At 36.0% G+C, this 20,131-nt stretch carries 24 protein-coding genes; 22 read left to right on the forward strand and 2 right to left on the reverse strand.

Annotated elements, in window-relative coordinates; translation table 11 throughout:
* Nucleotides 1–72: 72 nt before the first annotated feature.
* A complete protein-coding gene (locus ACP3T3_RS14070; protein ID WP_426476464.1) occupies nt 73–1,041 on the forward strand; it encodes an ROK family protein in 969 nt (322 codons plus the stop codon).
* Nucleotides 1,042–1,996: 955 nt separating this feature from the next.
* A complete protein-coding gene (msrA, locus tag ACP3T3_RS14075; protein ID WP_426476465.1) occupies nt 1,997–2,551 on the forward strand; it encodes a peptide-methionine (S)-S-oxide reductase MsrA in 555 nt (184 codons plus the stop codon).
* A gap of 65 nt (nt 2,552–2,616) precedes the next feature.
* Here the strand turns inward: msrA and ACP3T3_RS14080 are convergent, their stop codons facing one another.
* On the reverse strand, nt 2,617–3,387 hold the full coding sequence (locus ACP3T3_RS14080) for a hypothetical protein (RefSeq protein ID WP_426476466.1): 771 nt from the start codon (nt 3,385–3,387) through the stop codon (nt 2,617–2,619).
* A 382-nt stretch (nt 3,388–3,769) separates the two neighbouring features.
* On the opposite strand from ACP3T3_RS14080, the gene ACP3T3_RS14085 reads away from it, so the two are divergent.
* The 13 genes from ACP3T3_RS14085 (at nt 3,770) to ACP3T3_RS14145 (ending at nt 12,817) form a co-directional block, all read left to right on the forward strand.
* A complete protein-coding gene (locus ACP3T3_RS14085; RefSeq protein ID WP_426476467.1) occupies nt 3,770–3,949 on the forward strand; it encodes a hypothetical protein in 180 nt (59 codons plus the stop codon).
* A gap of 48 nt (nt 3,950–3,997) precedes the next feature.
* Nucleotides 3,998–5,656 carry a sensor histidine kinase gene (locus ACP3T3_RS14090; RefSeq protein WP_426476468.1) on the forward strand — a complete coding sequence of 553 codons (1,659 nt, stop codon included), beginning with the start codon at nt 3,998–4,000 and terminating at the stop codon, nt 5,654–5,656.
* Nucleotides 5,657–5,669: 13 nt separating this feature from the next.
* Nucleotides 5,670–6,335 (forward strand): response regulator, encoded by a 666-nt coding sequence (locus ACP3T3_RS14095; RefSeq protein ID WP_426476469.1) that lies wholly within the window; start codon nt 5,670–5,672, stop codon nt 6,333–6,335.
* Nucleotides 6,336–6,469: 134 nt separating this feature from the next.
* Nucleotides 6,470–6,733, forward strand: coding sequence for a hypothetical protein (locus ACP3T3_RS14100; protein WP_426476470.1), 264 nt, complete (start codon nt 6,470–6,472; stop codon nt 6,731–6,733).
* A 1-nt stretch (nt 6,734) separates the two neighbouring features.
* A complete protein-coding gene (gene yidD / locus ACP3T3_RS14105; RefSeq protein ID WP_426479975.1) occupies nt 6,735–6,896 on the forward strand; it encodes a membrane protein insertion efficiency factor YidD in 162 nt (53 codons plus the stop codon).
* A 97-nt stretch (nt 6,897–6,993) separates the two neighbouring features.
* The gene (locus ACP3T3_RS14110; RefSeq protein WP_426476471.1) at nt 6,994–7,332 is read left to right on the forward strand and encodes a YegP family protein; all 339 of its coding nucleotides are present in this window, start codon (nt 6,994–6,996) and stop codon (nt 7,330–7,332) included.
* Nucleotides 7,333–7,336: 4 nt separating this feature from the next.
* Entirely contained in the window at nt 7,337–8,407 is a 1,071-nt protein-coding gene (locus ACP3T3_RS14115) for a type I restriction endonuclease (RefSeq protein WP_426476472.1), read from the forward strand.
* Nucleotides 8,408–8,418: 11 nt separating this feature from the next.
* A complete protein-coding gene (locus tag ACP3T3_RS14120; protein ID WP_426476473.1) occupies nt 8,419–8,925 on the forward strand; it encodes an SH3 domain-containing protein in 507 nt (168 codons plus the stop codon).
* Nucleotides 8,926–9,348: 423 nt separating this feature from the next.
* On the forward strand, nt 9,349–9,744 hold the full coding sequence (locus ACP3T3_RS14125) for a hypothetical protein (RefSeq protein ID WP_426476474.1): 396 nt from the start codon (nt 9,349–9,351) through the stop codon (nt 9,742–9,744).
* Complete coding sequence (locus ACP3T3_RS14130; protein WP_426476475.1) at nt 9,741–10,148, forward strand: DUF6804 family protein; 408 nt, start codon at nt 9,741–9,743, stop codon at nt 10,146–10,148. Before ACP3T3_RS14125 ends, ACP3T3_RS14130 begins: the two co-directional genes overlap by 4 nt.
* 5 nt (nt 10,149–10,153) lie before the next feature.
* A complete protein-coding gene (locus ACP3T3_RS14135) occupies nt 10,154–10,561 on the forward strand; it encodes a hypothetical protein (protein ID WP_426476476.1) in 408 nt (135 codons plus the stop codon).
* 6 nt (nt 10,562–10,567) lie between these two features.
* Nucleotides 10,568–11,908: a beta-carotene 15,15'-monooxygenase gene (locus ACP3T3_RS14140; RefSeq protein ID WP_426476477.1), complete on the forward strand. Its 1,341-nt coding sequence runs from the start codon at nt 10,568–10,570 to the stop codon at nt 11,906–11,908.
* A 9-nt stretch (nt 11,909–11,917) separates the two neighbouring features.
* Nucleotides 11,918–12,817: a hypothetical protein gene (locus ACP3T3_RS14145; RefSeq protein ID WP_426476478.1), complete on the forward strand. Its 900-nt coding sequence runs from the start codon at nt 11,918–11,920 to the stop codon at nt 12,815–12,817.
* 13 nt (nt 12,818–12,830) lie between these two features.
* On the opposite strand, the gene ACP3T3_RS14150 is transcribed toward ACP3T3_RS14145, so the two are convergent.
* Nucleotides 12,831–13,442 (reverse strand): helix-turn-helix domain-containing protein, encoded by a 612-nt coding sequence (locus ACP3T3_RS14150; RefSeq protein ID WP_426476479.1) that lies wholly within the window; start codon nt 13,440–13,442, stop codon nt 12,831–12,833.
* A 212-nt stretch (nt 13,443–13,654) separates the two neighbouring features.
* On the opposite strand from ACP3T3_RS14150, the gene ACP3T3_RS14155 reads away from it, so the two are divergent.
* The 7 genes from ACP3T3_RS14155 (at nt 13,655) to ACP3T3_RS14185 (ending at nt 20,054) form a co-directional block, all read left to right on the forward strand.
* Nucleotides 13,655–14,023 (forward strand): hypothetical protein, encoded by a 369-nt coding sequence (locus ACP3T3_RS14155; protein ID WP_426476480.1) that lies wholly within the window; start codon nt 13,655–13,657, stop codon nt 14,021–14,023.
* Nucleotides 14,024–14,063: 40 nt separating this feature from the next.
* Nucleotides 14,064–15,482 (forward strand): PLP-dependent aminotransferase family protein, encoded by a 1,419-nt coding sequence (locus ACP3T3_RS14160; RefSeq protein ID WP_426476481.1) that lies wholly within the window; start codon nt 14,064–14,066, stop codon nt 15,480–15,482.
* Nucleotides 15,483–15,493: 11 nt separating this feature from the next.
* Complete coding sequence (locus tag ACP3T3_RS14165; RefSeq protein WP_426476482.1) at nt 15,494–15,979, forward strand: GNAT family N-acetyltransferase; 486 nt, start codon at nt 15,494–15,496, stop codon at nt 15,977–15,979.
* 366 nt (nt 15,980–16,345) lie between these two features.
* Nucleotides 16,346–17,053, forward strand: coding sequence for a response regulator transcription factor (locus tag ACP3T3_RS14170; RefSeq protein ID WP_426476483.1), 708 nt, complete (start codon nt 16,346–16,348; stop codon nt 17,051–17,053).
* 3 nt (nt 17,054–17,056) lie between these two features.
* The gene (locus ACP3T3_RS14175; protein WP_426476484.1) at nt 17,057–18,469 is read left to right on the forward strand and encodes an ATP-binding protein; all 1,413 of its coding nucleotides are present in this window, start codon (nt 17,057–17,059) and stop codon (nt 18,467–18,469) included.
* A gap of 233 nt (nt 18,470–18,702) precedes the next feature.
* Nucleotides 18,703–19,197, forward strand: coding sequence for a hypothetical protein (locus tag ACP3T3_RS14180; RefSeq protein WP_426476485.1), 495 nt, complete (start codon nt 18,703–18,705; stop codon nt 19,195–19,197).
* 29 nt (nt 19,198–19,226) lie between these two features.
* A complete protein-coding gene (locus tag ACP3T3_RS14185; RefSeq protein WP_426476486.1) occupies nt 19,227–20,054 on the forward strand; it encodes a YoaK family protein in 828 nt (275 codons plus the stop codon).
* Nucleotides 20,055–20,131 lie beyond the last annotated feature (77 nt).

The following is a 20,131-nucleotide window of genomic DNA, read 5'->3' on the forward strand; positions in this document are numbered from 1 at the left end:
AATAAAACATAGTTAATAATCCTTTAATACAATCTTTTTTATAATTTTAGCCCCTAGAATTTAATAATAGAAATGTCATTAATAGATTTATCAAAACAAGTTGCCCTTGGAGTTGACATCGGCGGAACCAATACTAAATTCGGAATCGTAAACCATCGTGGAGAAGTCCTGGATAAAGGAAACCTGAGAACCGATGCTTATGACAAAGTTGAGGATTTCATCGATGCTTTATATGAGCATGTTCATCCTATGATGGAAAAATATGGTACTGAAGCACACTTTGACGGAATCGGAGTAGGAGCTCCCAATGCAAATTACTACAAAGGAACTATAGAGCTTGCCCCCAACCTTCCCTGGAAAGGTGTCATTCCTTTTGCCGAGCTGATGACTGCAAAATTCAATCTGCCGTGTACGGTTACCAATGATGCCAATGCTGCAGCCCTGGGAGAAATGCTTTTTGGAGCCGCCAGAGGAATGAAAGATTTTATCATGATTACACTGGGAACAGGAGTAGGCAGTGGTATTATTGCCAACGGAAACTTAATCTATGGACATGACGGTTTTGCCGGAGAACTGGGACATACAATTGTAAAGCCCGGCGGTAGAAAACACTGGAGCACGGGATCTGAAGGCAGCCTGGAAGCTTATGCATCCGCTACAGGAATTACCATTACAGCAAAGAAAATGAGAGCAGAATTCCCGGAATCTATGCTGAACCTATATCCTGAAGACGAAATCAATTCTAAAACAGTATACGAGTGTGCTATGAAAGAAGACCCTATTGCTATTGAGGTTTTCAGATATACAGGCCAGAAACTGGGCGAGGCATTAGCTAATTTTGTAATGTTCTCCTCACCACAGGCTATTCTTTTATTCGGAGGGGTAATCAAAGCTGGAGATTTTATTTTAAAACCGGCTAAACTTCATATGGAAAGAAATCTTCTTCCGATCTTCAGAAATAAAGTAAAACTGGTATTCAGTGAACTTGACGAAGCAGACGCTGCGATTCTTGGAGCGAGTGCTTTGGTTTGGGAAAAATAACTGAAGACTTTTACATAATAATAGAGCATCCTTTTTAGGGTGCTTTTGTTTTTTGACCACAGATTACACGGATTTTCGCAGATAATTGGGTTATATTTTCTCGTGTTTATTGTGAAAACATTTGTGTTACTTGTGTTTTACAAAATAGCTTTGAAAGCTTGTTTAAAATAATATTTTTCCTTTTTAGACGCTTCTTTTTTTGCCCACGGATTACACAGATTTTCGCAGATGATTGGGTTATATTTTTCGTGCTTATTTGTGAAAGCATTGTGTTACTTGTGTTTATAAAATAGCTTGAAAGCTTGTTTAAAATAATATTTTTCCTTTTTAGACGCTTCTTTTTTTGCCCACGGATTACACAGATTTTCGCAGATGATTGGGTTATATTTTCTCGTGTTTATTGTGAAAACATTTGTGTTACTTGTGTTTTACAAAATAGCTTTGAAAGCTTGTTTAAAATAATATTTTTCCTTTTTAGACGCTTCTTTTTTTGCCCACGGATTACACAGATTTTCGCAGATGATTGGGTTATATTTTTTCGTGCTTATTTGTGAAAACATTTGTGTTATTTATGTTTACAAAATAGCTTTGAAAGCTTTTTTAAATAATATTTTTCCTTTTTAGATGCTTCTTTTTTTGACCACAGATTTCACGGATTTTCGCAGATGATTAGGTTATATTTTTTCGTGTTTATTTGTGAAAACATTTGTGTTACTTGTGTTTAAATTAAAATGGAGGAATTTTTATAACATTGCTATACTGGCTGCTTTAAAAAATTATACCTTATATTAATTCATAATTATGCTTCCTAATCGAGTTTAAAATCATTTGCTATATCTATCATTGTAATTTGAGTTTAAGAAGTAAAAATCATGTTCAAATGAAAAAGTTTTTCTTACTTTTGATCTGCTTTTTGCCTACTTGGAAAGGCCATAAAACAATATAATTACCAAAAATGGATAACAATAATTTAGAACAGATCACTTTCGGTGGCGGATGCTTCTGGTGTGTGGAAAGCTGTTTCAACATGCTGAAAGGCGTACAGTCTGCCATCTCAGGATATTCGGGCGGGCATAAGGATAATCCTACTTATCAGGAAGTATGCACTGGTGAAACAGGGCATGCAGAAGTGGTACAGATCACTTATGATCCTGCCATTATTTCTTATGAACAGCTAATGGATGTATTTTTCTTCCTTCATGATCCCACTCAATTGAACAGACAGGGTAACGACATCGGAACCCAATACCGCTCTGTAATTTATTATAAGGATGCTGCTGAAAAGGCTAAGGCGGAAGAGGCCCTTAAAAAATCTGAAGAATCAGGAAGATGGCCCGGAAAATATGTGACAGAAGTAACGCAGTTCGAAAAGTTCTGGCCCGCAGAGCAGTATCACCAGGGTTATTATAACGAAAACCCAACACAGCCATACTGCAGCGCCGTAGTAGGTCCGAAGATCCAGAAGTTTAAAAAACATTTTGGAGAACTGGGAATGCTGAATGAGGCTTAAAAAATATAAAGCGAATATCTATTTGATGTTCGCTTTTTTTGTGATGTATTGAAACAGAGTATATTTTATTTTATTCCAGCATAAAAATCCACCATATGCTCACTAACACTTTTGAGTTCTTTTCCATTTTCCGGATTTTTTCCATCCATTGTGAAGAACTCCACCTTATTATTATGTTTCGAATACCATGCCTTACCTACAGCATTTTCTACCGTTAAAGTATCTGGTCTTGTAATTTTCTTAAAATGGGTAAACATATTTTTATTCATTGCCACCACCTCGGAGTTAGGATTAGCATTTGCATCGTTCGTCCCTACATATTCTTCTCCATTCCAATACATATATTTATCTTCACCCAATCCCCGTCCTTGATAAGCCAACCCAAAAGCTAAAGTCAATACCATAGCCCCAACTCCCAATCCATTTTTCGCCAATTGAGGTACATTAAAAATGGGTTGATTGGTGATATTTATAATGATTTTAGATAATTTTTCAGAAAGGGAATCTTCATCCTGATCTATTTTAAGTTCTATCTTCGTTTCCCCTGCATCTTTTTCAATCACTGCATTTTCACAAAATTCCTCAAAATTATCATATCCCACATACCAGCTTAATTGATCTAATGTAATTTCATCTATTTCATAATCCTTATTTTCTTTAATAAGTCTTTTATGATATCTCACAAAGGTTCTTACATCCTTAGCAGAACCAAACTTCCCCTCTAGCTCTAGAGCTAGATAAGTTAAAACAGAAGCATTACTAGAGTAAACTCTGTTTAACTCTTTTTTTGCTTTTTCGTATGCTTTTTTAAGCAATAATTTCTTCTTATCAAACATGGAATTAGTTTAAATGGATTAGTGCTGTCTAAGTTAGACAAAACTTAGACAACTGCATTACGGATTTCCGTAAAAACCAGACATTTACATTCTATCGACTGTCTTTCCACTGTCTAGGAATGACATTCGTTTCTGTCTTTACTTTGTCCTCAGAGATCAGCAAGAACAAACAATAAAAAAACAAATTCAAAAACCTGATTTCAAAAATCACCAGATAAAACGGAGGAAAACTCCGGGTTGGGAAGCAGATGTTTCTCCTCCGTTTTTGAAGGTTCACTTCCCAAAAATTTAGAAGCGCTTCGAAATTTTTATCCGTGTAACACTGCTTACGATCTGTTTCGTGAGGAAGAACACCAGTGCCAAATTTTAAATTTTTAAACCAATGTTAGAATTAATATTGATGCTACTGGGATTAGCATTTTCAAATAACCACGCAAACACGACATCAGATAATAGTAATAATCAGGGACAGATAACAGTTCAGTTGACAGATCCGGGAGAAGGAGTAGATCCGGGAGATACCGGAGGTGATACAGGACCTGTTCTTCCACCCAAAAAATAGGAAAAATAAGACCGTTCTTTTTTAGAACGGTTTTTTTATATTAGTAATATGATACGACATCTATTATTTTTACTAATAATCCTTGTTTCTTGTAAAGAAAAAACGGAAACCGATGATCTTGCAAAGGCAGATCAATTATATAATGAAGGAACAAACTTGCTCCTTAAAAATAATCTTGAGGCTTATTCAAAATTTCAGCAGGCACTCAATTACTATTATAAAGCAAAAGATTCTTCCAATATTTCTAAGAGCCTAATCTGCCAGGCAATTGCACAAAAATATACCGGCGATATATTCGGTGCCGAAACAACATTAGTCGATGCCCTAAATTTTATGAGAGAAGGAGACGAAAGCCTCTACTCTGTATATAATACCCTCGGAGACATAAAATATGATCAAAAAGAATACCCTTCAGCAACAGAATGGTATAGTAAAGCTCTTGCGGAAAAAAATGAATCTATTGAAAAGAAATATACTATTCTTAATAATAAAGCAGCTTCAGAGTACCGACAAGGCCAATACTCTTCAGCATTAAAAGCCTTACAAAGTATCGATCTATTAAAAATAAAAGATATTAATCTTCAAAACAGAATTAAAGAAAATATTGTTTATACTCGATGGCTTCAGGATAAAGATTATCCCGCTCATATAGAATTTAAAAAATTATTAGTACAAAAGTTACAGCAAAATGATAACTGGGGCGCAAATTCAAGTTATTCTCATTTAGCAGAGTTATATCAGCAAACCAACCCAGATATTTCATTGTTTTATGCAAAACAAATGCTTAGCACGGCAGAAAAAATAAAAAGTCCCGAAGATCGTCTGGAAGCCATTGAAAGAATTTCTTTTGTTGATAAACCTTCTAACGCTATCTCCAATTTCATACAATATAAAACACTTTCAGACAGTATTCAGAATTACAAAAATGCCAATAGAAATCGTTTTGCCTATATTAAATACGACAGCGAGAAGAAGGCAACAGAAAACCAACGGCTAAAGATTGATCAGGCTCAAAAGGACAATCAGTTGATACGTCAGCAAGCTGCTCTGGCAGTTGCAATAATTGCCATTGTAATCATCATCATTTTATACCGAAGAAGACAGGCCAGGCTTAAACAGGAGAATGAACTTAAACTGAGAAATGACCAGCTAAGAATCTCAAAAAGAGTCCATGATGTCGTAGCCAACGGCATCTACCAAGTCATGACCAAAATAGAAAACCAGGAAAATTTTGATAAGGAAGATGCTCTTGATGAACTGGAATTTGTTTACGAAAAGTCCAGGGATATTTCCTACGAAAAGCCTGATCCGGGACATGATAGAAAGGACCATAAAGATAGAATATCCAACCTTATCGCATCTTTTAAAAATGAAACGGTAGATACTTATATCGTAGGGAACGAAAAAGAAATATGGACCGGAATTTCTCAATTCTCCTTTGAAGATATCTATCAGGTTATCCGTGAGCTACTTGTTAATATGAAAAAACACAGCCAGGCTTCACGCGTTATTTTTAAATTTGAAAGAATAAATAATGTAGTCAAAATCCAATATACAGACGATGGAATCGGTATTCCAGGTGATATGATCTACAAAAATGGACTGACAAATACGGGAACCCGTATTGCTGCTATTCAAGGAGAAATTATTTTTGACAATAAATCCGAAAAAGGATTGAAGATTAATATTTCATTTCCTGTTTCTTAAAACGATCTAAAGAATGTTCAAAAAAATTTTAATAGCCGAAGACCAAGAGATGGGTAGTTTATCTGTCCAAAAAACATTAGAAGAGCTCAACATTCCGAATGTTGATTATGTATATTATTGTGATGATGCTTTAGCAAAAGTAAAAAAATCTATCCGGGAAAACGACCCTTACGACTTATTGATCACTGATCTTTCATATGAAGAAGACCATCACCTACAGAATATTAAAGATGGAAAACAGCTGATTGAAGAGGCCAGAAAATTACAGCCTTTATTAAAAATTATTGTCTTTTCCGGAGAACGTAAATCAGGAATTATCGATTCTCTTTTTAATAACTGTAAGATCAACGGCTTTGTCCGTAAAGCCAGAAATGATTCCAAAGAATTAAAAAAAGCGATTGCAGCGGTTTACGTCAATGAAAGCTATCTGTCCCTTGATCTTAAACAGGAAGTAAAAAAACTCAATAGTTATGAGTTTACATCCTATGATATTACACTCGTTTCTCTTCTTTCCCAGGGAGTACAGCAAAAAAATATTCCAACCTATCTGCAGGCTAATAATATCAAGCCCAACAGCCTGAGCAGTGTGGAAAAAAGACTCAACAGCTTAAAAGAAAACCTCAATGTAGCAAGCAATGAACAGCTTGTTGCTTTCTGCAAAGACCTGGGCATCATTTAATCTTGTTTTACAGTTTCCTATACAAGCCTTTCAATTTTTTGAAAGGTTTTTTATTTTTTGCCCGTTTTTACGGAAACCCGTAACGGACCCAGATTTAATGCTCATATTTTTGGGATATTAAATAATAACCAATTATGGAATACAAAGTAATACCATTTGTTGCCACTGCGAATCAACAAAATATGAGTGCAAAGAATATTGCAGAACAATTAGACAATTTAATAAAAGTTCACACCATTGATGGCGGGGAATATATAAGACTGGAGAGTGTATCCACGTATATACAACCCGTAGAGGGCTGTTTTGGAAATACCGTCAAACCGGGTTATATGACTTCTTATCAAATGGTAGTTTTTAGTAAAAAAGAAAATGAAAAACTTATTAATTCTTCTTATTAAAATGTACTGGAAGGCAATTCCTCCTGCAAAAAGAAGAAAATGTATTTTCAGAACCAGTTGTTCTCAATACGTCTATGAAAAAACAATACACAATGGGTTTATTTCAGGATTAAAAGCTTTCAACTATCGTTTCAAAACTGCAGATCCAGCGCTTATATCTTAGAAAATCCTTCCGGAGAAATTCAAATCATTTTACCAAATCAACAAATTCTTAATGAAACAGAAGTTTCAGAAAGATTCATTAAAAATAAACAATAATCATGGGGAAATTTGTAATCACACAAAGAGTCAACAAAGAGTATCAGTTTAATTTGAAAGCCGGAAACGGTGAAATTATTTTAACCAGTGAAGGGTATGTTCAGAAAGCATCTTGTCAAAAAGGAATTGAGTCCGTAAAGGTCAATTCTCAGGATCTTTCAAGATACGACAGAAGAGTTGCGAAAAACGGAAAAGACTATTTTGTTTTAAAAGCAAGAAACGGTGAAATTATTGGAAACAGCCAAATGTACAGTTCAAAATCCGGCATGGAAAACGGTATTGCCTCCGTAAAATCAAATGCTCCAACGGCAGAAATCGTTGACGAAACTATAAAAAACTAAAACTATGGATCTTAAAATTAAGCTGGACCAGTTACACCAGAAAGTCATTGGACTGAAAGACCAGATCGGGACAGAAGAAGCTACAAAAAATGCTTTTGTAATGCCCTTCATACAAATCCTGGGCTATGATATTTTCAATCCCACAGAAGTTGTCCCTGAACACGTCTGCGATATCGGGACGAAAAAAGGAGAAAAAGTAGATTATGTGATCAAAAATAACGATGAGCCTATCTTCATTATTGAATGCAAGCATTGGAAAGAAAGTGCAGATGCCCACAACTCGCAGCTTCATAGATATTATCATGTTTCGAAAACGAGATTTGGAGTTTTAACCAACGGTATAGTTTATAACTTTTATACAGATCTGGAAAAACCCAATATCATGGATGAAAAACCTTTTTTCACCATCAATATTGAAGATTTAAAAGACAGTTCCATTAAAATTCTGGAAAGCTTCACGAAGAAAGATTATAACCTGGAAAGCATTCTCGATTCTGCTGAAGCGCTAAAATATATCAAGGCCATCAGAAAAGAATTCGAAAAAGAGATTGAAAATCCATCTGATGAATTGGTAAAATTATTAGTGAACCGCTTCTTTGAAAAGCCCTTAACAGCCAACAGAATGCTTTCTTTCAAAGAATATGCTAAAAAGGCTTTGACGACTTCTATTAATGAATCCATCAGCTTCCGGTTAAAATCCGCATTAAGCATTAATGAACAGATAGAAAAAAAAGAAGACGGTGTAAAAACATCACAACCCATAGATCAAAATAACGATTCTAAAATCGTAACCACAGAAGAAGAGCTGGAAGGATTTCAAATTGTAAAAGCTATTCTCAGAGAGAAAATTCCTTCCTCGAGGATTGCATACCGGGATACTCTATCCTATTTCGGAATCTTGCTGGATGACAACAACAGAAAACCTCTTTGCAGGCTGCACTTTAATACAACAAATAAATATCTGGAGACTTTTCATAACGGAAAGGAAGCTGGAGAAAAGATTTTATTGAATACGCTCGATGAAATCTACAACTACAGAAACCAGCTTCATCAGACACTGGAAAACTATACCTAAAATTAATATCCATGAAAACATTCATCTCTATACTCATCCTAAGCATTGGTATATTGACTGCTGATTCTTTCAGTTTTTCCGGCTCCGAAGCCTCATACCACGGCAGAAGATGTACCGGTTCTGCATCATGCAGTGCCTGCTCCAATTGTACAGGTTGCGCTCATTGCTCTTCCGGAGGAAGCTGCGGCGTATGCAGTGGTGGTTCTTATGGAAGGAAATCATCTTCCAGTAAAAAAAAATCTAAAGCATCACCAGATTTACATTACGCTAAAAAAAGTAAATCTTATAATTCTCCGAAAATCCGAATTGATGAAATCAACATCAATACCAACAACCGGTATTTTGCAGGGATTGCAGTAACGAAGATCTATGAAAAGCCTTTTCTAAAGTCTAAAGCAATAGAGACCGTTCCAAAAAACACTGAATTAAAACAGTTATCCAAACAGGATTTCTGGTATAAAGTGCAGGTGAAAAAAAGCGGAAAAGTCGGATATGTCTATTACAAAGATGTAAAATAATGCAACTGAAGCTGAAAATATTCATTCTTTTACTCCCTGTAATTTTCGGAGGGATGATATACATTGTATTTCGCTCTGATCAACTCCTTATGTTCAGCTGGTTAAATTCTGTAAATGCGGTGCGTATATTAAATGATTTTGGAAATACTTTTCATGTTTTCCACTGGTTTAAATACAGTCTTCCAGATGGTTTATGGTTATTTTCATATACTGTCTTAATGCTTGAAATATGGAAACAACGAATAAACAAAGAGAGTTTGTTTTGGATTTTCATCCTCCCATTTATTGCCTTATTTTCAGAATTTTTACAGCTTTTCAAAGTAATACCGGGAACATTTGATTTCATTGATCTTATCTTTTATAGTCTTGGCACCATACTTCCTTTCTATCAACCTAACGTATTAATCTTTAGCAATAAAAACCATGAAAAAATTTAACCATTTCATTTCAGCCGTATTTTTTATATTCTTTATTTTCATAGCATTCGGCAGCATGGATGATAAAAAAAACTCTCGCTCATCAAAAAGAATAGAAACACTAGAGGCATCTGAAGTTCATCCTCAAGAGTTAGAAATACAATCAGATCCTCAAAAAGAGGTCATCATAGAAAAACTAAAAGAAAAAGCCCGAAGAGACTGGCCCAATGACTATACAACTCAAGAATTCTGGATAAATGAGCAAGTCGAAGCTTATGAATACATGAAGACAATTCAAGATAATTCTATTAAAAGACAAGCGGAGAAAGACTGGCCATTAGATTTCAGCACTCAAAAGTTTTGGTATGAAGAACAGGTCGAAGCTAAAGAGAGATTACAATGAAACCATTTCTCACCTTTTGTGCGATATGCTGTTTCATCGGTATTTTCAGACTCCCTATAGAATATTATACTTTCCTCAGGATTCTTGTATCCATCGGAGCTTTACTGGTTTTATACAATACGTTAAGCTTTAGGCAATATTATTTTAGTATAATTTTTCTTGTAATTCTTATTCTTTTCAATCCCGTTTTCCCTATTTATCTATATCGGAAAAGTATTTGGATCCCGATTGATACCATAACGGGAGTTTTATTCCTATTGATCAACTTCATAGAAAGAAAGGAACAAAAAAAGGATGAAGAAGCTGCCGAAGAAACTCCAGAGCATTCAATGCCTATACATCAAAGAACTGTTTCAAGAGACAGGATCATTAATCCCAGAAAACAAAAAGAAAAAGAACAATAACGATCATGGAAAACAATCAAATAACTGAAACCCTCAAAGCCCATTTCTTAAGGCTGTATCAAATGGCAATCTGTGATGACGATTTCAGTGCATTAGAGCTAAAAATGCTCTACAGATGCGCGGAAGAAAGAGGAATTCCATCCAAAAATTTAGACGAAATTCTTTTACATCCGATTCATTTAAAATCATTGGTTCCCCAAACTATTGAAGAAAAAGTAGAGTATCTGTATGATCTCACCGTCATGATCTGGGCAGATGGAATTGTTTCTCCAAATGAATATTCTGCCATGCAGAAGTACGTTCTGATGTTTGGCTTTTTGGAAGAAAATGTACCTGCCATTGCAGACTATCTCATTGAAGCCGTAAAAATCGGAAAGAACAAAAACGAAATTTTATATGAATTAAAAAACTAACCCATCATGGATACTACCAGTATAAAAAATTTATTTAAACTAAAATCTGTTCCAATAGAAACCGGACAGGAACCGGTTTTCAAAAATGAAACAGACCCGGACAACGAATCTTTCGAAGAAACCCGAAAAAGGACCTATCATGAATCCGGCTACAGGGACAGCTCACGAACCAATGGAAACCACTCTACCCTGTCTATCTGCCTGGATGCTGTTTATTCCAAATTTCAGAATGAAGAAAAGGAAATGGTAGAAAAGCAGCAAAAACTGAAAGAGTCCTACGTCAACGAACAGAAAAATCGGGAAACTGAGATCAAAGCTTTGTTTGTCTCACAGGAAACTAAAGAAGAACAGTCAAAAAATAAAAGCTTAGAAATTGAAAACCATCAACATACGATTGAAAATTTAAAAGCTGAAATTCTTGATCTCCCCAGAAATCCTGAAAAATATAATGTAAAAGCTTCGAAAGGAGCTTCTGCAAAATTCTGGATAGGCTTCATCCTTTTGATTCCTATAAGCTTGTATCTATTAACATTCTATATTTCAACGTCATATTCGGCTTTTTTTAAAAGTTTTGACGCAAAAAGCACTGTTATTCAAAGTGTTCTGGACGCTCAGGCTTTCAGCAAAGCGTGGAATGAAGGTGTTATTGAAGGAGCATTTGTCACATTAATTCCCTTCGTATTCCTTGGTCTTGGTTTTTTAATTCACATGTTTAATGAAAATAAAACAGGAGCCAATTATATCAAATTAGGTTTATTATTCATTGTGACTTTTGTTTTCGACTCCATATTAGCCTATGAAATTGAATCAAAATTATACGAACTCAATAAAACTTTCGATTCTCCGGCTTTTGATCTCAAAATAGCTTTTACCAAGATTCAGTTTTGGGGAATTATTTTTGCCGGATTCATTGTCTACATTATTTGGGGAGTCGTTTTCGATTTTGTCATGAAAGAACTTCGTGAAAAAGATAAGATCAAAAATGAACAGGAAATCAGGCAGAAAAAAGTTGAGTTTTTACAGGATAAGATCAATGTTTTGAAGAAAGAAATCGAAGAAATCCTTGCCGGTATCGGCACAATAAAAGAAACCGTTATCAAAACGCGGGGAAGAATCGAAGAACTTCAGAATATTATTGACGGAGTTATTATTCCGACCAAAGATTACAAGCTGTATGCTTCGGAATACGTTCAGGGATGGATCACTTTTATCGGTGAAAAAATAGCCGTATCAAGAACGGAAAAACAAACAATGATTGATGACTGCATTGCTACTTACAATACCAATCTGGAAACCGTGGGTGCTAATTCCGACAATCAGAACTTAGTTTATTTATCATCTTTATAGCCATATATTATGAAAAAAATACTTTATGTCTTGGTAATGATTTCTTTACTTTCTTGCTGCAAAAAGGGAACAGAAACGGAAAAAGATAAAGCTAAAGATTCAATTGTTATTGATTCAAACAATATGAATATCAGCATTTTAATCGATCTTTCAGACAGAATTGATCCTAAAACAAATCCGAATCCTACAATGGAATATTACCAACGGGACACGGAATATATCAAAGCTATTGAAAAAGGATTTTTAAATCATATTAAATCAAAGAAGATCATTACCTATGATGATCAAATGCAGGTTTTCTTCAATCCGGAGCCTTCAGACCCGAAAATGAATGAGCTTACTAAAGAGCTGAAAGTTTCCTTCAATAAAGATACCCCCAGAAATTATTTTGATTCCGTAGATAAAAAATATGCTGAACTGCCTTTAAACATTTACCAATCAGCTATTAAAGACAGCCAATATGTAGGTTCAGATATTTGGGAATTCTTTAAAAACAAAGTCAATGACTACTGTATAAAAGACGATCGCAGAAATATTCTTTTCATTTTGACGGATGGATACATGTACCATGAAAACACGAAATTTGACGAGAAAAAGGAAAACTCTTACAGAACTTCCTATTTAACAGCCAAGCTCATAAAAGCCAATAAACTGACCAACTCTGATTTTAAAAATAGCATTGAAAAAAATGGCTATGGTTTTGTAAAAGCAAATGAAAATCTAAGTAATCTCGAGGTCATCGTTTTAGGGATCAATCCCGAAAAAGGAAACCCTTTCGAAGAAGCTGTTATCAAACAATACTGGGAAAACTGGTGTAAGGAAATGAAAATTAAAAAATATCAGATCAAATCTGCAGACCTTCCTTCCAATCTGGAACCTATTATTTTAAAAGCGATTTCCGGGAAGTAGAGCCTGGGACTTATCATCCATTACTTTCCAGCCTTTCGAGCCTCTCAAAAATGCCCGCGAAAATATTCTTATCTGCCGTTGAAACATATCCTATAATCTTATAATATTCCCGAGTCTCAATGTTTTTATTTTTAGCTTCGGATGCATATTGCAGGCTGTTGTCTTTATATACTACCAGATTAGATAAAGAATCCGTTTTCAGGTCCGCCTTATTTAAAAATAAAATATCGCCATATTGATATTGCGGAAGTAGTGGCTTTTCAGGAGAAAACTCATACACCACATGTACAGATGCTAATATTTTTTGCAATATTGTCTCATTGGCACTGTTCTCCTCTCCTTTTGTATGTATTTCCTTGCTGCTCTGAAACGGGAAAAGCATAAGCTGGTCAGTATCGGAAACATTTACTAATTCCCCTGCCTGTAACGTTTCAGTAAGCAATTGATCAAGATTAAGGTTAAAATGACTCGCAACTTTAAGTATAGTTTCGATTTTCGGTTCTGCACGTCCCTCTTCATATGAGCTTATTACCCCTCTGTTTAGGTCAAAAAGGTCTGCAAAAGCTGTTTGGCTCAGACCTTTAACCTGTCTTATTTTCTTAATATTGGTTCCGAAGAAACTCATCTTGTTAATCTTTTTTGCAAAGATAGAGAATATGAAATAATGTTAAAAATATTTGCAAACGGCTGCTTCGGATAGAAGCAGTCTTTTATATTTATAAAGAAAAAGAATTTCAATTGTTTAAATAAAAAAATCTGTACCCACAATATTGTATAGTTCTGTATCTGTATCCGAAACCAAATACACCCTAATTTTGTTTAGCTAAAGAAGAAAATATGGAAACAACCGTTCAACATCAGAAACAGTTTCAATATGCTGAGGCTTATATATCAGACATGCCGGTACTGAAAAATATTTATCTGAAAACACAGCATCTTGAAAATGTGGATCAGAATTTCGGACTGCCTTTTCTTTTGACCAAAAATGACCGGGAAGTTTTGGCCTTTGCCAGCCTTATCGTGAATGAGAAGGATGAAATCTTTTTTAAAATATATGATAAAAACAAAATGTCAGCCACTGAAAAGAGAAACTTTTTTTCCCGTGCTGAACAATATTTTAAAAGTAATAATACTTCTAATTTCAGGAATCCGGAGCAGTTAAAAAGCAGTATCAGACGAATGATCAGCTGGCTGAATCCTGAATAAAGACGCGAAAAATTGTACATTTACTTAAAACCGTAACACCATGCCGAAAGATGTTCTGTACCTTAAAATAGCCAACTCTGTCACAGAGCAGATCAAAAGTGAAACCCTACAGTTTGGAGACAGGCTCCCTTCACTGAGAAGCGCCCAGAAACTCTATAATGTAAGCTTAAATACCATAAAACAGGCTTATATGGAGCTGGAAAGCAGATCCCTGGTAGAATCACGTCCCAAGTATGGATACTACGTCAGCCAGACTTCCCAGCGAAAACTCGCACTGCCATCTGTGGCTCAGATGAAAGTTTCGGAAGGAAAGAATACCCCCCAGGATCTTATTGACAAAGTATTTGGGAGCATTGGCGGTACGGATGTGACACAGTTTGCCCTTGGGATTCCGGGGAAAAGCCTTCTTCCGGTGGCCAAGATGAAGAAATGTATGATTGATGTGATGAAAAGGAAAAGTGACAGCGGAACTAATTATGAACCCGTTCAGGGAAGTGAAGTGCTGCGCCGGGAAATCGCCAAATGGTCTATGGTGATGGAAGGAAAAATTACAGAAGATGATCTGGTCATCACTTCCGGAGCGATGAATGCTGTTTATAATTGCTTAATGGCCGTGACGCAGCCGGGGGATTCGGTGGCCGTGGAAAGCCCTGTCTATTTCGGAATTCTTCAGGCAATTCAGTTATTAGGACTGAAGGCGGTAGAAATTCCTACCCACCCCATCACAGGTGTGGATCTGGATGCTTTAAAAAAAGTGCTTCCCAGGCTTTCTGCATGCTGTTTCGTAGTGAATTATAATAACCCGTTAGGATTCCAAATGCCTGATGAGCATAAAAAAGAACTGGTCAAAATGCTTACCGAGCACAATGTTCCCCTAGTGGAAGATGACGTCTACGGAAATATTTATTTCGGAGCAGGAAGACCGAAACCATGTAAGTTTTATGATGAAGCGGGAATTGTGATGTGGGTAGGCTCGGTTTCCAAAACACTGGCTCCGGGTTTTAGAGTAGGCTGGGTGGCTCCGGGAAAATTTAAAGAGAAAATTATCCGTCAGAAGCTTGTTCAGACGGTAAGCGGACCTTCTTTGTTTTCAGATGTGATTGCTGATTTCCTGGCCCACGGACGTTATGACCACCATCTGAGAATGTTCAGGAAAAAGCTGTATGCCAACTATCTTCAGATTCAGAAGTCGGTGATTGAATATTTTCCGGATAATACGAAAATTTCAGAGCCCAAAGGCGGTTTTATGCTCTGGCTGGAACTGGATAAAAGAATTTGTACCGAAGACCTTTATGATGCAGCGGTCAGCCAGAAAGTAAACTTTGCTCCCGGAAGAATGTTTTCACAATATAATCAGTATCAGAACTGTATGCGTTTAAACTATGCGCTGGAATGGACAGATAGAGTGGAAAATGATCTGGAGAAGCTGGGAAAAATGATAAAAAACAGAATTTACTAAACCTTATAGCAATGAATGATAATAATAATGAAGTAAAAATTATAGCTTATGAACCACAGTATAAAGAAGCTTTCAGGACTTTGAATGAAGAGTGGATCAAAACGTTTTTTGTAATGGAGCCAGGCGATTATAAGCTGCTGGATCATCCTGAAGAGGAAATTATAAATAAAGGCGGCCACATTGTATTTGCTTTGTTGAACGGAGAAGCTGTAGGAACCTGTGCACTGGTAAAAACAGAAGATACCCCCCTTACTTTTGAGCTGTCAAAGATGGCGGTAAGCCCTAAAGCCCAGGGAAAAAAATTAGGTTATCTGCTGGGAAATACTTTAGTGGAAAAAGCAAAAGAATTAAAGGCAGAAAAAGTCTTTTTAGTTACCAATTCTATTTTGGTTCCGGCCATAAAGCTGTACGAAAAACTTGGATTTGTCCATACTCCTGTCAACCATGCAGAGTATGACCGCGCAGACGTTCAGATGGAGCTGGTTTTCAACAAATAAACAAAAAACATTAGAACCTGGATAGTAATATCCTTGTTCTACTTATCAAATTTAAATCCGCTGGCTTACTTTTTTTTATTCTTATAAATATCTGAGTAGCCGGCTTTTTCCTATTGCCTTTTCATCGTAATATTCTCTTTAAAAAGTAATATGATATTGAAACAACCGATCCCTTATTGATAACTGTTTTCACCTTAATTATCTCATTATCAAACATATAATGAACTCTAATAAATACTGAAAAGAGTTTGAAATATAATAGAATCAATTCATTAAAGTTTATTAATTACCTGCCTGGCTTCTGAGATTCTTTGCTTTTTCTCCCAATAAAATTTCCCTATTTTTGTAAAACTCCTTATTTCATTTATGAAAAAAATTATTCTTATCGAAGACGAAACCAGTGTGGTATCTTTTATTAAAAAGGGACTTCAGGAAAACGGGTATGAAATTTCTGTGGCTTTTGACGGCCGTACAGGAGTGCAGCTGGTGCAGGCCAATGATTTCGATCTGGTAATTCTAGACATTATGCTTCCCGAAATGAATGGTCTCGATGTGTGTAAAGAAATAAGAAAAACCAATCAGAGCGTTCCGATTTTATTTCTGACAGCTTTGGGAACCTCTGAAAATATCGTTCTCGGATTAGAATGCGGGGGCGACGACTATCTGGTAAAGCCTTTTAAATTTATTGAGCTGGTGGCACGTGTAAAGTCTCTGCTAAGGAGAAGCAACAACAATGGTCCGCAGGAAATCACTGAACCGGAGCCTGATAATGAACATGTGTTTCAGTTTTCGGATCTGGTGGTGAATGATTATACCAAGAAAGTAACCCGGGCCGGAGAAGATATTTCACTTACTTCCACAGAATATAAACTGCTGCTGTATTTCCTGAATAATCCGGAAAAGGTAATTTCCAGAGCAGAAATTCTGGATGCAGTCTGGGGCGTAAACTACGAGCTGGGAACCAATGTGGTAGATGTGTATGTGAATTATTTAAGAAAAAAGCTGGACAGCCAGGATGATAATAAATTGATTCACACTGTAATAGGAATGGGATATGTGCTGAAAAAGACATAACAAATGTTTAATAAAGTCATTACAAATCAGACCAAAACGATGGTGCTTTTGATGTTGGTTTTTACCGCCATCATTTTGTTGTTCAGTGGTTTGGTGTACTTTTCTATCGTTAATTTTTCACACCAGCGGTTTTATGAGCTGCTGAAGATCAGAACGGCGACAATTGTTCAGATCGAAAAAAGCAAAGATCATCTTGATCTTCCGGAAAATTATATTCTCAACAGCCTGAATGATGAGGAACTTCCGATGGAAAAAGACTACGTTTTTGCAATTCCTGCCGATTCCAATTTCAAAAAAATATCTCAGGAAGTTCATATTCCCGATTATTTTTTTAAAAATATCATCAAAGAAGGTGAATCCAATTATAATGACAAAGAATTCTATTATATCGGGCAGAGTTTCAGATATGATGATAAAGACTATATTGCGATAGCTTCTGCCAAAAACCATTATGTGGTCTATTATCTTGGGTTTTTAAAAAGAACATTGATAACCTGTATTGTACTTTCTCTGTTCTTCAGTATGATCTTTTCTTTTTATCTGTCTAAAACATTATTCAGACCGATTTTAAAAATCACTGGAAAAGTAAAGGAAATAAGTTCTGAAAACCTTCATTTGAGACTGGAATCACAGCCAGACAATAAAGAACTGAATGAGCTGGTAAACACTTTCAATGATATGCTCAACCGTATTGAAACTTCTTTTGAAACCCAGAATCACCTGATCGGAAATGTTTCCCACGAATTGAGAACTCCCCTGACGTCCATTATGGGCGAGGCCGATGTAGCGCTTTCCATCAGCAGAACGGCTGATGAATACAAAGAAACTCTCGGAATCATCCTTGATGAAGCCGAAAAGCTGGATAAAAAGATTAAAGCGTTACTAATGATCGCCCAAACCGGATTCGATGGAAAGATCCAGAAAATGGACAAGGTGAGAATTGACCAGCTGCTTTGGGACGTCATTGAAACCCTCAGAAAAATTGATTCCCGGAATAATATTTACCTGGATATCAGTATGCTTCCTGATAATCCGAAAAAACTGAACGTTCAGGGTAATGAGCAGCTATTGCATCTTGCTGTGGCCAACATCATCAGTAATGGCTGTAAATATTCTAACTTCCAGCAGGTTAAAGTTTCTCTGGGTGCCACCAATACCGATGTCTATATTATTGTAAAAGACAATGGTATCGGAATTCCTGAAGTAGAAATGAACAAAATCTACGATCCTTTTTTCAGGGCCTCCAATACAAACAACTATGAAGGCTACGGAATCGGACTTCCATTGGCAAGGAATATCGTAAGAATGCACCACGGTGAGCTAATCGTAAGCTCTCACGAAAATCAGGGAACAACCGTACAAATGCGCTTCCCTAATTTCTATAGCACGCAGAAAGGTCAAGAGATAAACAAATAAGAATCTCTATTCTGGCTTTTTTACTCGTTTTTAGTTTATGTTATTCTGAAAAACAAGCTTTTATATCCTTTTTTGATTTTTGTCTTTCTCTATATTAACTTCCCTTAACCATTTTCTAATCTCATTTTAATCTCTTTAATCACATTTTAATTCCGTTCCAAAGGTCTTCTAATACAGTCGTTCTAGTTTTGTATCATCAAAAAAGATAAACACAATACAAAATAATAAAGAACATGGCTAAAACAATTTTAATTGCAACAGATTATTCTCTTGAGTCATTGAACATATTGAAAAAAGTACTTAAAGAGAAAGACGCATCAGGAGATCAGAACCAGTATAATATCCTGCTGGCTGCCGGCTATGATTCCGGAGATTCTATCAGGGATCTTTTATTCAGTACCAAAACCTCTGTTTTCAATAAAATCAGACCGGCAGAATTCTGTGATGCCTATGGAATCATCAGTAACAAATATCCCCACCTGATTAATAAAATCATTTGTGATGTCTTTACAGGAAGCTTCCAGAGAACGTTCAATCAGTATGTAAAGGCAGAAAATATTGAGGAGGCTTATTATTCTCCATCCATCAAAAGTAAAGGAAACGGAAAGTTTGATCTGATTCCTTACATCAAAAAATGTAAAGAACTGCAGTCTCATGAAATTGCTGTTGAAGTAAGAGAAAGACTTCCGGAAAGGGGAAGACTGGCAGAAATCTTTGTAGAGGTCTGAAAATAAACACAATTTAAAAAAGATAAAAGATGTTAAGAAATTATAGTAACAGCAGGACACTGGGAGATAATATCAGATTGGGGACGCTGACTGCCTTCACGGCGGGTACTATAAATATAGCTTCCCTATTGATATTTCTCTCTTTCACATCGAATGTAACGGGACATTATGCCATTTTAGCGGCAGAGATCAGTAAAGGAAACTGGACGCAGGTAGGCGTAGTAGGTGGATGGATCTTTTTGTTCTTCTTCGGAAGCTTCCTGTCCAACTTTATTGTCATCAATTTTAATAAGGAAAGTAAATATTTTGCCCATTCTATGCCTATTGTGCTGGAAATCATATGCCTTCTCTTTGTAGGAGTTTACGGGCAGTTTTATTACCAGAAAACATTGGAAGAAACAGAATATCTGGTAGCACTGATGCTTTTTGCTACCGGACTGCAAAACGGATTAACAGCAAGTATCTCCAACTTCTCTGTGAAAACGACCCACCTTACCGGAACAACCACCGACCTGGGAATCCTGGTATCAATGTTTACCCAGAAAAAATACAGAAAAAACGGCGAACTGATTGGCAGGGCAAAACTGTTGATGAGTATTATGCTTGCGTATGTCATGGGAGCTGTATTCTCAGGACTGACTTATTACTATCTGGAATTCAGGGTGTTTTATGTAATCAGTATATGTCTGCTGATTGTAATCGGGTATGATGCTTATAAAATTCATATCCGCCACTTTAATACGAAATACAGGTACAACAGGATTTATAAAAAACCCAATATTTTTGCTTACCTGTATGAGAAAATCCACGGAATTCCTAAAAGAGAAAAGAAAAGAAAGCTTGTCTTTGAGGATTAAAATGTAAAAAACACACTATTAATTTTTTGTATAAACTAGCTGTAGGTGCCCTTATTTTATCATAAAATAGGGGCATT

The sequence above is a fragment of the Chryseobacterium sp. CBSDS_008 genome (genome assembly GCF_049959325.1).
Lineage (GTDB): Bacteria > Bacteroidota > Bacteroidia > Flavobacteriales > Weeksellaceae > Chryseobacterium.

Excerpts from the sequence above, each read along its gene's own strand:
- ACP3T3_RS14070 (WP_426476464.1), top strand. The coding sequence starts at position 73 with ATGTCATTAATAGATTTATCAAAACAAGTTGCCCTTGGAGTTGACATC.
- yidD (WP_426479975.1), top strand. The coding sequence starts at position 6,735 with ATGTACTGGAAGGCAATTCCTCCTGCAAAAAGAAGAAAATGTATTTTC.
- ACP3T3_RS14135 (WP_426476476.1), top strand. The coding sequence starts at position 10,154 with ATGGAAAACAATCAAATAACTGAAACCCTCAAAGCCCATTTCTTAAGG.
- ACP3T3_RS14160 (WP_426476481.1), top strand. The coding sequence starts at position 14,064 with ATGCCGAAAGATGTTCTGTACCTTAAAATAGCCAACTCTGTCACAGAG.
- ACP3T3_RS14100 (WP_426476470.1), top strand. The coding sequence starts at position 6,470 with ATGGAATACAAAGTAATACCATTTGTTGCCACTGCGAATCAACAAAAT.
- ACP3T3_RS14095 (WP_426476469.1), top strand. The coding sequence starts at position 5,670 with ATGTTCAAAAAAATTTTAATAGCCGAAGACCAAGAGATGGGTAGTTTA.
- ACP3T3_RS14175 (WP_426476484.1), top strand. The coding sequence starts at position 17,057 with ATGTTTAATAAAGTCATTACAAATCAGACCAAAACGATGGTGCTTTTG.
- ACP3T3_RS14170 (WP_426476483.1), top strand. The coding sequence starts at position 16,346 with ATGAAAAAAATTATTCTTATCGAAGACGAAACCAGTGTGGTATCTTTT.
- ACP3T3_RS14140 (WP_426476477.1), top strand. The coding sequence starts at position 10,568 with ATGGATACTACCAGTATAAAAAATTTATTTAAACTAAAATCTGTTCCA.
- msrA (WP_426476465.1), top strand. The coding sequence starts at position 1,997 with ATGGATAACAATAATTTAGAACAGATCACTTTCGGTGGCGGATGCTTC.
- ACP3T3_RS14145 (WP_426476478.1), top strand. The coding sequence starts at position 11,918 with ATGAAAAAAATACTTTATGTCTTGGTAATGATTTCTTTACTTTCTTGC.
- ACP3T3_RS14110 (WP_426476471.1), top strand. The coding sequence starts at position 6,994 with ATGGGGAAATTTGTAATCACACAAAGAGTCAACAAAGAGTATCAGTTT.
- ACP3T3_RS14155 (WP_426476480.1), top strand. The coding sequence starts at position 13,655 with ATGGAAACAACCGTTCAACATCAGAAACAGTTTCAATATGCTGAGGCT.
- ACP3T3_RS14180 (WP_426476485.1), top strand. The coding sequence starts at position 18,703 with ATGGCTAAAACAATTTTAATTGCAACAGATTATTCTCTTGAGTCATTG.
- ACP3T3_RS14165 (WP_426476482.1), top strand. The coding sequence starts at position 15,494 with ATGAATGATAATAATAATGAAGTAAAAATTATAGCTTATGAACCACAG.
- ACP3T3_RS14185 (WP_426476486.1), top strand. The coding sequence starts at position 19,227 with ATGTTAAGAAATTATAGTAACAGCAGGACACTGGGAGATAATATCAGA.
- ACP3T3_RS14130 (WP_426476475.1), top strand. The coding sequence starts at position 9,741 with ATGAAACCATTTCTCACCTTTTGTGCGATATGCTGTTTCATCGGTATT.
- ACP3T3_RS14090 (WP_426476468.1), top strand. The coding sequence starts at position 3,998 with ATGATACGACATCTATTATTTTTACTAATAATCCTTGTTTCTTGTAAA.
- ACP3T3_RS14125 (WP_426476474.1), top strand. The coding sequence starts at position 9,349 with ATGAAAAAATTTAACCATTTCATTTCAGCCGTATTTTTTATATTCTTT.
- ACP3T3_RS14150 (WP_426476479.1), bottom strand. The coding sequence starts at position 13,442 with ATGAGTTTCTTCGGAACCAATATTAAGAAAATAAGACAGGTTAAAGGT.
- ACP3T3_RS14115 (WP_426476472.1), top strand. The coding sequence starts at position 7,337 with ATGGATCTTAAAATTAAGCTGGACCAGTTACACCAGAAAGTCATTGGA.
- ACP3T3_RS14080 (WP_426476466.1), bottom strand. The coding sequence starts at position 3,387 with ATGTTTGATAAGAAGAAATTATTGCTTAAAAAAGCATACGAAAAAGCA.
- ACP3T3_RS14120 (WP_426476473.1), top strand. The coding sequence starts at position 8,419 with ATGAAAACATTCATCTCTATACTCATCCTAAGCATTGGTATATTGACT.
- ACP3T3_RS14085 (WP_426476467.1), top strand. The coding sequence starts at position 3,770 with ATGTTAGAATTAATATTGATGCTACTGGGATTAGCATTTTCAAATAAC.